This is a genomic window from Streptomyces sp. NPDC052682, from assembly GCF_040678435.1.
GTDB lineage: Bacteria > Actinomycetota > Actinomycetes > Streptomycetales > Streptomycetaceae > Streptomyces.
In genome coordinates this window covers 304,366-315,373 of sequence record NZ_JBFATS010000011.1, presented here as the reverse complement: position 1 = coordinate 315,373, position 11,008 = coordinate 304,366, and the positions used below count along the sequence as shown (strand labels likewise).

At 71.9% G+C, this 11,008-nt stretch carries 13 protein-coding genes; 3 read left to right on the top strand and 10 right to left on the bottom strand.

The window, feature by feature from the left end:
• The 4 genes from AB0K80_RS20015 to rimP all read right to left on the bottom strand — a co-directional run.
• Positions 1-375: translation initiation factor IF-2 N-terminal domain-containing protein (locus AB0K80_RS20015; RefSeq protein ID WP_365671358.1), on the bottom strand; the 375-nt coding region annotated here is incomplete at its 3' end.
• Between the two features lie 153 nt (positions 376-528).
• On the bottom strand, positions 529-825 hold the full coding sequence (locus AB0K80_RS20010) for a YlxR family protein (RefSeq protein WP_365671356.1): 297 nt from the start codon (positions 823-825) through the stop codon (positions 529-531).
• Positions 826-926: 101 nt separating this feature from the next.
• Positions 927-1,913 (bottom strand): transcription termination factor NusA, encoded by a 987-nt coding sequence (gene nusA, locus AB0K80_RS20005; RefSeq protein ID WP_365671354.1) that lies wholly within the window; start codon positions 1,911-1,913, stop codon positions 927-929.
• Positions 1,914-1,943: 30 nt separating this feature from the next.
• Positions 1,944-2,441, bottom strand: coding sequence for a ribosome maturation factor RimP (rimP, locus tag AB0K80_RS20000; RefSeq protein WP_365671352.1), 498 nt, complete (start codon positions 2,439-2,441; stop codon positions 1,944-1,946).
• A gap of 240 nt (positions 2,442-2,681) precedes the next feature.
• Between rimP and AB0K80_RS19995 the strand changes: the two genes are divergently transcribed.
• Genes AB0K80_RS19995 through AB0K80_RS19985 form a run of 3 tightly spaced genes read left to right on the top strand, consistent with a single transcriptional unit; the run spans position 2,682 to position 4,638 of the window.
• Positions 2,682-3,230: a hypothetical protein gene (locus AB0K80_RS19995; protein WP_365671350.1), complete on the top strand. Its 549-nt coding sequence runs from the start codon at positions 2,682-2,684 to the stop codon at positions 3,228-3,230.
• Positions 3,227-3,694 carry a ferritin-like domain-containing protein gene (locus tag AB0K80_RS19990; RefSeq protein WP_365671349.1) on the top strand — a complete coding sequence of 156 codons (468 nt, stop codon included), beginning with the start codon at positions 3,227-3,229 and terminating at the stop codon, positions 3,692-3,694. Before AB0K80_RS19995 ends, AB0K80_RS19990 begins: the two co-directional genes overlap by 4 nt.
• Before the next feature lie 44 nt (positions 3,695-3,738).
• Positions 3,739-4,638, top strand: a complete 900-nt coding sequence (locus tag AB0K80_RS19985) for an aminoglycoside phosphotransferase family protein (RefSeq protein ID WP_365671347.1) — start codon at positions 3,739-3,741, stop codon at positions 4,636-4,638.
• Positions 4,639-4,749: 111 nt separating this feature from the next.
• On the opposite strand, the gene AB0K80_RS19980 is transcribed toward AB0K80_RS19985, so the two are convergent.
• From AB0K80_RS19980 to AB0K80_RS19955, 6 genes are all read right to left on the bottom strand, one after another.
• Complete coding sequence (locus AB0K80_RS19980) at positions 4,750-6,450, bottom strand: proline--tRNA ligase (RefSeq protein ID WP_365671345.1); 1,701 nt, start codon at positions 6,448-6,450, stop codon at positions 4,750-4,752.
• 70 nt (positions 6,451-6,520) lie between these two features.
• On the bottom strand, positions 6,521-7,051 hold the full coding sequence (locus tag AB0K80_RS19975; protein ID WP_365671344.1) for a GNAT family N-acetyltransferase: 531 nt from the start codon (positions 7,049-7,051) through the stop codon (positions 6,521-6,523).
• A 92-nt stretch (positions 7,052-7,143) separates the two neighbouring features.
• Positions 7,144-7,992 (bottom strand): GNAT family N-acetyltransferase, encoded by an 849-nt coding sequence (locus tag AB0K80_RS19970; RefSeq protein ID WP_365671343.1) that lies wholly within the window; start codon positions 7,990-7,992, stop codon positions 7,144-7,146.
• A gap of 125 nt (positions 7,993-8,117) precedes the next feature.
• The gene (gene ispG / locus AB0K80_RS19965) at positions 8,118-9,275 is read right to left on the bottom strand and encodes a flavodoxin-dependent (E)-4-hydroxy-3-methylbut-2-enyl-diphosphate synthase (RefSeq protein WP_365671342.1); all 1,158 of its coding nucleotides are present in this window, start codon (positions 9,273-9,275) and stop codon (positions 8,118-8,120) included.
• Between the two features lie 114 nt (positions 9,276-9,389).
• Positions 9,390-9,674: a hypothetical protein gene (locus tag AB0K80_RS19960; protein ID WP_365671340.1), complete on the bottom strand. Its 285-nt coding sequence runs from the start codon at positions 9,672-9,674 to the stop codon at positions 9,390-9,392.
• 40 nt (positions 9,675-9,714) lie between these two features.
• Positions 9,715-11,007, bottom strand: a complete 1,293-nt coding sequence (locus AB0K80_RS19955) for a site-2 protease family protein (protein ID WP_365671396.1) — start codon at positions 11,005-11,007, stop codon at positions 9,715-9,717.
• Position 11,008: the final 1 nt, after the last annotated feature.

Genomic DNA, 11,008 nt, shown 5'->3' with positions numbered 1-11,008 from the left:
CCGCTGCCAAGCCCGCGGCCCCCAAGCAGGCCGCCCCCCGTCCCGCGGCGCCGACGGGGCCGACGGCTGCTGGGCCGCCGGGGGCTTGGGTGCGGCCGGCGGCTTCGGGGCAGCCGGACGTGCGGCCTGCGCCGGGGAGGCCGGCGACGGCGCCGCGGGACGGGGGGCGGCCTTCTTGGGGGCCGCGGGCTTGGCAGCGGACTTGCCGTTGCCACTGCCGCCCTGGAAGGCGTCAGTCAGCTTGCGTACTACGGGCGCTTCGATCGTCGAAGACGCCGAACGGACGAATTCACCGAGCTCCTGGAGCTTGGCCATGACGACCTTGCTCTCGACACCGAACTCCTTGGCGAGTTCGTAGACCCGGACCTTAGCCACTTCGCTCCTTTGAGGTCCGGGGGTGAACTCCGGACCGTCGCTAGTTCATGGGCGTACTCATCGCGTACTCATCGAGTGCTCATCGCAATCTCGACCTGCTTTCGACTCGCGAGGTACCTACACCGCACGGGGTTCCGTGCGGCATGTCTTTCCTTACCCTGTTGCCTGCTCGGCAACTGTTGTCCGCTCGACGTACTGGCGCAACGCCTTTGTGTCGAGCGCTCCCGGGGCGCGCAGTGCCCTCGTGAACGCCCGGCGGCGTACCGCCTGGTCGAGACAGACCAGTGCGGGGTGTACGTACGCACCCCGGCCGGGCAGCGTACCGCGAGGATCAGGGACGCATGCGTCCTCGATCGCCACGATGCGCAGCAGATCCGTCTTGGCCGCTCGCTCCCGGCACCCCACACAGGTACGTTCAGGGCAGGCGCGGGCGCGCGTCCGGCCAGACACAGTTAAGTCTACCTCCCCGTACGCTCCTCACCCCTGTGGGGGAGGATTCGAACAGCTGCCGTGCGGAACCTGTCGTGATCTCAGCGATCCACGGCCTGGATCTATTCCCCGGTCTGCTCGGTGTCCGGCCGGATGTCGATCCGCCAGCCGGTCAGACGGGCGGCGAGGCGGGCGTTCTGCCCCTCCTTGCCGATGGCGAGGGACAGCTGGTAGTCCGGCACGGTCACGCGGGCGGACCGGGTGGCCATGTCCACGATCTCCACCTTCGACACCCGTGCGGGTGACAGCGCGTTCGCCACCATCTCGGCCGGGTCGTCCGACCAGTCGACGATGTCGATCTTCTCACCGTTCAGCTCGGCCATCACGTTGCGCACCCGGCCGCCCATGGGGCCGATGCAGGCGCCCTTGGCGTTCAGGCCGGAGCGGGTGGACCGTACGGCGATCTTGGTGCGGTGACCGGCCTCACGGGCGATCGCGGCGATCTCCACGGACCCGTCGGCGATCTCCGGCACCTCCAGCGCGAAGAGCTTCTTCACCAGATTGGGGTGCGTACGGGACAGAGTCACGGACGGTCCGCGCACGCCCTTGGCCACCCGCACCACGTACGACCTGAGCCGCGTGCCGTGCTGGTACTGCTCGCCGGGCACCTGCTCCTGCACCGGCAGGATGGCCTCCAGCTTGCCGATGTCGACCAGCACGTTCTTCGGGTCGCGGCCCTGCTGGACCACACCGGTGACGATGTCGCCCTCGCGGCCGGCGTACTCGCCGAGCGTCGCGTCGTCCTCGGCGTCGCGCAGACGCTGGAGGATGACCTGCTTGGCCGTGGTGGCGGCGATCCGGCCGAAGCCGGAGGGGGTGTCGTCGAACTCGCGGGGCTCCTGCCCCTCCTCCAGGTCCTCGGGGTCCTCCTTCGCCCACACGGTCACGTGCCCGGTCTGCCGGTCGAGCTCCACGCGCGCGTGCCGGCGGCTTCCCTCGGTGCGGTGATAGGCGATGAGGAGGGCCGACTCGATCGCCTCGACCAGCAGGTCGAAGGAGATCTCTTTCTCCCGTACCAAGCCCCGCAGGGCGCTCATGTCGATGTCCACGGCTACGCCTCCTCTTCCTTCGTGAGGGCCCTACGCGAAGGGCTTCTCGTCGTCCTTGCGGCTGAACTCGACCTGGACACGCGCCCTGGCGATGTCGCCGAAGCCGAGTCTGCGCGCCGTGGCCTTGCGGCCCTTGACCCCGGGCACCTCGAGGTCGACGCCGTCGTCGTCGACCTTCAGGATCCTGGCGACCAGCTCGCCGCCCTCGTTCAGCTGGAACTTCACCAGCCGGCCGGTGGCGCGCACGTAGTGCCGGTGCTGGGTGAGGAGGCGCTCCGCGCCCGGGGTGCCGACCTCGAGGGTGTACTCGCCCTCGCCCATCGCGTCCGTCTCGTCGAGCTTCGCCGAGAGCGCGCGGCTCACATCGGCGATCTGGTCCAGGTCGGCGCCCGTGTCCGAGTCGACGACGACGCGCAACACACGCTTGCGTCCGACGGAGTCCACTGCGATCTCTTCGAGATCCAGGCCCTGGGAGCTGACGAGGGGCTCCAGGAGTTCTCGCAGCCTCTCGCTCTGGGTGGTGCTCATCCGGGTGACTCCTCGGCCGCGTGTGCTGTTGTGGGATGGTCGCGTGTCTGGTCAAAGGGTATCGGGTTGCGGGGAGTGTTGCCGTCCACGGTCCCACCCCGGGACCCCGCCCGGTCACGGACGGTGGCGCTGACCGGGCCCGGGCGGGTCCCCGGGTACCGTGATCACGAGTGTCCAGCCCCTTCCGGTCACTCTTTTCCTTCCGTACCAGCCCGCTCCGAGCCCACGAGGACGTCTGCCGTGCCGTTCAGCCCACCGTCGCGCACCCGCCCGGGGCCGCGCAGAAGGAGCCTGCTCGCCGTCACGTCGACGGCTGTCGTCCTGGCGGGCTGTTCCGCCGGCTCCGCGGACTCCGGCACCGGCACCGGCCGTCCCACCGCCGCCGGCCGGGCACGCGCGCGTGCGGCGCGGGACAGCGCGGGGATGGCGGAGCAGTACGACGCGGTGATCGCGGCCCATCCGGGGCTGGCGGGACGGCTGCGGCCGCTGCGTGAGCAGGTCGTGGCACATGCGGCGGCGTTCGGCGGGACCGGCGCGGCGTCCCCGGAGCCCTCGCCCTCGGTGTCGCCCTCGGCGTCTGTTTCCGCCTCGCCCGCCGTTTCCCCCTCGATCATCGTGCCGGGGAACGAGAAGGACGCCCTGACCGCGCTGGCCGCCGCCGAGCGGGACCTCGCCGACCGGCGCTCCAGGGAGCTGCTGGACGTGCCCGGTGAGGTGGCGCGGCTGCTGGCCTCGGTGGCGGCGGCCGGGGCGGCGCACGCGTACCTGCTGACGGAGGGGAACCGGTGAGCAAGGCGCAGGGCCAGGAGCTGAGGGCCCTTCAGGCGGCCCTGGCGGCCGAGCACGCGGCGGTGTACGGCTACGGCGTCGTCGGAGGCCGTATCGACGCACGGCGGCGTACGGAGGCACGCGCGGCGTACGACGCGCACCGGGCGCGCCGGGACGTGCTGGCGCGCGAGGTGGAGGAGCTGGGCGGCGAGCCGGTCGCCGCGGCCGCCGCGTACGCGCTGCCGTTCGCGGTGCCGGACGCGGCCGCGGCCGTGCGGCTGGCCGCCGAGCTGGAGGACCGGGTGGCCGGGGTGTACTCCGACCTGGTGCGCGCGGCCGGCGGCACGCGGCGTGCGCTGGCCGCGGAGGCGCTGCGGGAGGCGGCGGTGCGGGCGGTGCGCTGGCGCGGCCAAAGCGTAGCCTTCCCTGGGCTCACCGAGCGGGCGCCGGGCGCGCCCTCGGGAGCGGCGGCGCCGACCCGGTAGGGCGCGCAGCAGGAGGCGGACGGCAGGAAGGGAACGACTCGCGCATGGCTTTCGAACCGCCGCAGCGTCTGGTCAGGGCGCTCGGTGAGACGGCGCCGGAGGGTGACGCCTGGCTGGCCGAGCTGCCCGAGCTGGCGCAGCGGGCCGTCGCGCTGCGCGAGTTGACCGTCGAGCGGGTGCAGGTGCCCGGCGGGCGCAGCAGTCTGGTGGTGCTGGTGCGGATGCCGGACGGGACACCGGCCGTGCTGAAGCTGGCCCCGCGGCGGGCCCGTCCGGAGAGCGAGCGGGCGGCGCTGGCGCACTGGGGCGGCCGGGGCGCCGTCCAGCTGCTGGAGCCCTTCGTCACCGAGGGTGTGCTGCTGCTGGAGCGGCTGCATCCGGATGTGTCGGTGCGGTCGCTGCCGGAGGCGAAGGCCCTGCTGGAGGCGGCGGGGACGCTGCGCCGGCTGTGGGTCGAGCCACCCGGCGGCCACCCCTTCGAGACCGTGGCCGAGCGGACCGGACGGCAGGCCGAGGCGATGCGGGCCACCGCCGGCACCCACCCGGAGGTGGCCCCGCTGGTGGACGCGGCGCTCGCGGCCCGCGAGGAACTGCTGGCGGCGCCGCCCGAGCAGCGGCTGCTGCACGGCACGTTCCGGCAGAGCAAGGTGCTTGCCGGGGAGCGGATGCCGTGGCTGGCCGTGGGTCCCGACCCGGTGGTGGGCGAGTGCGCCTTCGACCTGGCCCGGCTGGTCCGCGACCGGGTGGAGGACCTGATCGCCCAGCCGTCCGGGGCCGCGACGACCCGGCGGCGGATCAAGCGGCTGGCCGAGTCGCTGGACGTGGACCAGGAACGGCTGCGCGGCTGGACGCTGTTCCGGGCCGTGGAGTCGGGCGTGCGGGCGCTGCGGGTGGGGCGGCGGGGGGACGCGGAACTGCTGCTGGAGTTCGCGGGCTGGCTGTGAACCGTCCGACCCGGAAATCGGCCGGCGCAAGGCCGGCCGGCTCCGGGTCAGGTGGCCGGCGACGGACGCGGTCGGCGGTCAGCGCGCCGTCGCGCGTCGTGCACGGGTGTGTCAGGCCGTGAGACGGGCGATGGCCTCCTCGACCGTCAGCTCCTCGCGCTCGCCGGTGCGGCGGTCCTTCAGTTCCACCACGCCCTCGCCGGCGCGGCGGCCCGCCACCAGGATCTGCGGGACGCCGATCAGCTCGGCGTCGGTGAACTTCACGCCCGGGGAGACCCCGGCCCGGTCGTCGACCAGGACGCGGACGCCGGCGGCGGCGAGCTTCTCGGAGACGTCGAGGGCGAGTTCGGTCTGCAGGGCCTTGCCGGCGGCGACCACGTGGACGTCGGCCGGGGCGACCTCCTTGGGCCAGCACAGGCCCTTGTCGTCGGCGCTCTGCTCGGCCAGGGCTGCGACGGCGCGGGAGACGCCGACGCCGTAGGAGCCCATGGTGACGCGGACCGGCTTGCCGTTCTGGCCGAGGACGTCGAGCTTGAGCGCGTCGGTGTACTTGCGGCCCAGCTGGAAGATGTGGCCGATCTCGATGGCCCGGTCCAGCTTGAGTCCCGTGCCGCACTTCGGGCAGGGGTCGCCCTCCTGGACCACCACGACGTCGACGTACGCGTCGACCTCGAAGTCACGGCCCGCGACGACGTTCTTCGCGTGCGTGTCGGGCTTGTTGGCGCCGGTGATCCACGCGGTGCCCGGGGCGACGCGCGGGTCGGCGATGTAGCGGACCTTGTCCAGGCCCTGCGGGCCGACATAGCCGCGCACCAGGTCCGGGCGGGCCGCGAAGTCCTCCTCGGTGACCATCTCGACGACGGCCGGGGCGAAGTGCGCCTCGACCTTGTCCAGGTCGACCTCGCGGTCGCCGGGGACGCCGACCGCGACGATCTCGCCGTCGACCTTGACGAGGAGGTTCTTCAGCGTGGCGGAGGCCGGGACGCCGAGGGAGGCGGCGAGGGTCTCGATGGTCGGGGTGTCGGGGGTCGGGATGTCCTCGGCGGCGGGGACCTGCGAGGCGTCCACCGGCTTCAGCTCGTACGTGATCGCCTCGGTGTTGGCGGCGAAGTCACAGTTCGGGCAGTCCGCGAAGGTGTCCTCGCCGGCCTCGGCGGGGGCGAGGAACTCCTCCGACTTGGAGCCGCCCATCGCGCCGGCGGTCGCGGCGCAGATCCGGTAGTCGAGGCCGAGGCGCGCGAAGATCTTCTGGTACGCCTCGCGGTGCAGGGCGTAGGACCGGGCCAGGCCCTCGTCCTCCAGGTCGAAGGAGTAGGAGTCCTTCATCTGGAACTCGCGGCCGCGCAGGATGCCCGCGCGGGGCCGGGCCTCGTCCCGGTACTTGGTCTGGATCTGGTAGAGGATGACCGGCAGGTCCTTGTAGGAGGACGCCTGGTCCTTCACCAGCAGGGTGAAGATCTCCTCGTGGGTGGGGCCGAGGAGGTAGTCGCCGCCCTTGCGGTCCTTGAGGCGGAACAGTTCCTGTCCGTACTCGTTCCAGCGGCCGGTCGCCTCGTACGGCTCGCGCGGCAGCAGGGCGGGGAGCAGCACCTCCTGGCCGCCGATGGCGTCCATCTCCTCGCGGACGATGCGCTCCACGTTGGCGAGGACCCTCCTGCCGAGCGGCAGCCAGGTCCACACGCCGGCGGCGGTACGGCGGACGTAGCCGGCGCGCACCAGCAGCTTGTGGCTGAGGACCTCGGCGTCCGCCGGGTCGTCGCGCAACGTCTTCACCATCAACTGGGACATGCGCTGGACCGGTGCGTTCGCCATGGTTCTGCTCCTGCTGCGTAAGGGTGAATGGCAGGAGGTTAGCCGGGGGGCGGCGGACGGCGGAAATCGGTTAGCGGCGGCGCAGCGGCAGGGGGGCGCCCATCACGGCGTACGGCTTGGCGGCGCTCGGGAAGAGGACCTGGCGGGCGAGGTCCCGGTAGCCGAGGGAGCGGTACAGGGCGCGGGCCGGGCTCTCGGTGTCGATCGCGGAGAGGATCGAACGGGGTTCGGTGGCGCTGTCGGTGATCGTGGTGATCAGGGAGCGGCCGATGCCACGGTTCTGGTGGCCGGGGTGGACGTGCAGTTCGGTGATGACGAAGGAGTCGTCGAGCCAGTCCTCGTGTCCCTGGGCGCGCAGGTAGGGCTCCACGACCGTGGACCACCAGTGGGTGCGGTCGTTGGGCATGCCGTACACGAAACCCACGAGTGCGCCGCCGGCGGTCGCGCCGAGAGCCCTGGCACCCGGGTACGTCATGTGGCGCAGGACGATCTGGCGGCGTACGGCGACTTCGTCGGGGCCCAGACCGAAGGCCACCGCCTGGACTTGCAGGGCCTCGTCGACGTGGGCTGAGAGGTCCAGTGGGCCGATCACGACGTCCATGGCGGGGAGCCTACAGGGGGGTCGCGGTTGCCGGCCGGGGTGCGGGCCGGTTGTGGTCGCCGGCGCAGTTGTCCGCGCCCCTTCGGCCCCTGTCAGAAAAGGACGCTCATGAAGGCGCCGACCTCCCGGAACCCCACGCGCTGGTACGTCCGCCTCGCCGCCGTGTTGAAGTCGTTCACGTACAGGCTCACCACGGGGGCGACGTCGGCGAGCGCGTACCGCAGGACGGCCGCCATGCCCGGGGCCGCCAGGCCCCGGCCGCGGTACTCGGGGGCCACCCACACGCCCTGGATCTGGCAGGCGCGGTCCGTCGCGGCGCCGATCTCGGCCTTGAAGACGACCTTGCCCTCGCCGTCGAAGCGGGCGAAGGAGCGGCCGGAGCCGACGAGTTCGGCGACCCGGGCCTGGTACAGCAGGCCCCCGTCGCCGGCCAGCGGGGAGACGCCGACCTCCTCGGTGAACATCGCCACGCACGCCGGCATGATCGTGTCCATCTCGTCCTTGCGGACGCGGCGGACGTAGGGGTCGGGGTCGATGCCCTCGGGCATGTGGTCGGTGACCATGAGCGGCTGGTGGCGGCGGACCTCGCGGGCCGGGCCCCAGTGGGGCTCGAGCAGGCGCCACAACTCGGCGGTGGACTCGGCGGGGCCGACGATGGAGGAGCAGCGGCGCCCGGCGCGCCGGGCGCGGTCGGCGAAGGCGCGGATCGCGCGCGGGGTGGCGCAGATGGGGACCAGGTTGGCGCCGGCGTAGCACAGGGACGTGAGCGAGCCGTCCTCGTACCAGCCCCACATCTCGCCGCCGAGCCGCCACGGGTCGAGGCCGGCGACCTGTACCCGGGAGGTGACGAAGGCGTTCGCGACCGGTTCGCGGTCGAGGACGGCGAGAGCGGCGTCCAGGTCGCTCGGTTCGAGGACCCGGGAGGTGGTCTGCGTCAACACGTGCGGGGCCTCACACACAAAGGGGTCTGCTGATCCTCCGCACTGTACCTGCCGGCCATGTGCCGTGCCGCCCCCCGGGGCGGCACGGCAGGACGGCTGCGGCGGCTGTGGCCGGTGGGGCGGGGTCAGCCCGCGACCGACACCTCGGGCTCGCCGGAGGGCACGCCGTCCTTCTCCATCTGCTCGGCCAGCTTCATGGCCTCCTCGATGAGGGTTTCGACGATCTTGGACTCCGGGACGGTCTTGATGACCTCGCCCTTGACGAAGATCTGTCCCTTGCCGTTGCCGGAGGCGACGCCGAGGTCGGCCTCGCGGGCCTCGCCGGGGCCGTTGACGACGCAGCCCATGACGGCGACGCGCAGCGGGACGTCCATGCCGGTCAGGCCGGCGGTGACCTCCTCGGCGAGCTTGTACACATCCACCTGGGCGCGGCCGCAGGACGGGCAGGAGACGATCTCCAGGCCGCGCTGGCGCAGACCGAGGGACTGCAGGATCTGGAGGCCGACCTTGACCTCCTCGACGGGCGGCGCGGACAGCGAGACGCGGATGGTGTCGCCGATGCCCTGGGAGAGCAGCGCGCCGAAGGCGACGGCCGACTTGATGGTGCCCTGGAAGGCCGGGCCGGCCTCGGTGACGCCGAGGTGCAGCGGGTAGTCGCACTGCGCGGCGAGCTGCCGGTAGGCCTCGATCATGACGACCGGGTCGTTGTGCTTGACGGAGATCTTGATGTCGCGGAAGTCGTGCTCCTCGAACAGCGACGCCTCCCACAGGGCGCTCTCCACCAGCGCCTCGGGGGTCGCCTTGCCGTACTTCTGGAGCAGGCGCTTGTCGAGGGAGCCGGCGTTCACCCCGATGCGGATCGGGGTGCCGTGGTCCTTGGCCGCCCTGGCGATCTCCTTGACCTGGTCGTCGAACTTCTTGATGTTGCCGGGGTTGACGCGGACCGCCGCGCAGCCGGCCTCGATGGCGGCGAAGACGTACTTCGGCTGGAAGTGGATGTCGGCGATGACCGGGATCTGCGACTTCCTGGCGATGACCGGCAGCGCGTCGGCGTCGTCCTGCGTGGGGCAGGCGACGCGCACGATCTGGCAGCCGGAGGCGGTCAGTTCGGCGATCTGCTGGAGGGTGGCGCCGATGTCGGAGGTCCGGGTCGTCGTCATCGACTGCACCGAGACGGGGGCGTCTCCGCCGACCGCCACGGATCCGACCTGGATCTGCCGGCTCTTCCGGCGCTCGGCGAGCTTGGTCGGAACGGACGGCATGCCGAGAGAAATCGCAGTCATCTGCTGTGCAACCCCATGTCGTGGTTCAAGTCCGGTCCCGTAGGCAGCGGGCTCCGACCCTTGAGATTACGGCACGGACGTGAACGCAAGCACACGGCGCCCTGAAGGTCCGCCCTACGGGGCGGACCCGACAGACCGCCATTCCTCCCCGGCCGCCCACGTGCGCCGGTACACCACCCCCGGGGTGCCGAGCGCGAGGGCGACGGCGTCCGGTGACGGCCGGAGCCGGCCGGGCCGCCGCGGAAGGTTCCGGTAGCCCCGGGCGCGTATCAGTCGTGCGGCGTCCCTCCAGCTGGGCGCGGCGACCAGGACCTCGTCGTTCGGGTCGCAGTCGCCGCTGCCGTCGTCGAGCACCGCGAAGGCCACGCCCAGGGCTCCGGAGCGGACGAACCCCGTCATGTCGTTCTGCTCGTTCAGCGGAAGCCTCCTGAAGGACCGGTCAGGAGATGCGCACCGGGTTGACGACGTCCGCCACCAGCACCAGCAGGGTGAAGCAGACGAAGATCCCGGCGACCACGTAGGCGACCGGCATCAGTTTCGCCACGTCGAAGGGGCCCGGGTCGGGGCGGCGCAGCAGCCTGGCCGTGTGGCGGCGCAGCGACTCCCACAGGGCGCCCGCGATGTGGCCGCCGTCCAGCGGCAGCAGCGGCAGCATGTTGAACAGGAACAGCGAGAGGTTGAACCCGGCCACGAGCATGACGAACATGGCCAGCTGCTGGGTCGCGGGGATGTCCAGCGTGGCGATCTCGCCGCCGACACGGGCCGCGCCGACCACGCCCATCGGGGAGTCCGGCTCGCGCGGGCCGTCGCCGAAGACCGCGTCCCACAGGGCGGGGATCTTGCCCGGGAGGGCGGCGAGGGAGTCGACGGCCTCCCCGATCCGGTCGCCCATCCAGGTCAGGGACTCGCCGAAGTCCTGTTTGACCACACCGGTGGCGGCGCTGAAGCCGAGGAAGCCGGCCTGGACGTACTGGCCCTCGACGATCTGCCCGCCGGAGTCCTTCTTGGCGACCTGGTTGGTGGCGATCTTCGCGTGCAGGGTCACCTCCTGGCCCTTGCGGTCGACGACGATCGGCACCTCCTTGCCGGGGTTGGCGCGGATGAGGTCGGAGAGCTGGTTCCAGCTGTCGGTCCGCACGCCGTCGAAGGAGACGATCGTGTCGCCGGCCTTGAGGCCCGCCGCGGCGGCGGGGCTGGCCGGGTCGGAGGCCTTGCAGTCGTCGCGGTTCTCGCTCTGGGCGATGACGCACTTGGAGACGGAGGCGACGGTGGTGGTCTGCTGGGTGATGCCGAAGCCCATCAGGACGGCGAGGAACAGCGCCACCGCCAGGACGAGGTTCATGAACGGGCCCGCGAACATCACGATCACGCGCTTCCAGGGCGCGCGCGTGTAGAACAGGCGGTTCTCGTCGCCGGGCTGCAGTTCCTCGAAGGCGGCCGAGCGGGCGTCCTCGATCATGCCGCGCCACGGGGAGGTGGAGCGCTTCTCCAGGCGGCCGTCGGGGCCGGGCGGGAACATGCCGATCATGCGGATGTAGCCGCCGAAGGGGATCGCCTTGATGCCGTACTCGGTCTCGCCCTTGTGGCGGGACCAGATGGTCGGGCCGAAGCCGACCATGTACTGCGGCACGCGGATGCCGAACATCTTGGCGGTGGACAGGTGGCCCAGCTCGTGCCAGGCGATCGAGATGAGCAGGCCGACCGCGAAGACGACTATGCCGAGGATGAACATC

Coding starts and splice junctions, on each gene's coding strand:
- AB0K80_RS19985 (WP_365671347.1), top strand. CDS start 3,739: ATGGCTTTCGAACCGCCGCAGCGTCTGGTCAGGGCGCTCGGTGAGACG.
- ispG (WP_365671342.1), bottom strand. CDS start 9,275: ATGACTGCGATTTCTCTCGGCATGCCGTCCGTTCCGACCAAGCTCGCC.
- AB0K80_RS19955 (WP_365671396.1), bottom strand. CDS start 11,007: ATGTTCATCCTCGGCATAGTCGTCTTCGCGGTCGGCCTGCTCATCTCG.
- AB0K80_RS19975 (WP_365671344.1), bottom strand. CDS start 7,051: ATGGACGTCGTGATCGGCCCACTGGACCTCTCAGCCCACGTCGACGAG.
- AB0K80_RS19960 (WP_365671340.1), bottom strand. CDS start 9,674: ATGACGGGGTTCGTCCGCTCCGGAGCCCTGGGCGTGGCCTTCGCGGTG.
- AB0K80_RS19980 (WP_365671345.1), bottom strand. CDS start 6,450: ATGGCGAACGCACCGGTCCAGCGCATGTCCCAGTTGATGGTGAAGACG.
- rimP (WP_365671352.1), bottom strand. CDS start 2,441: ATGAGCACCACCCAGAGCGAGAGGCTGCGAGAACTCCTGGAGCCCCTC.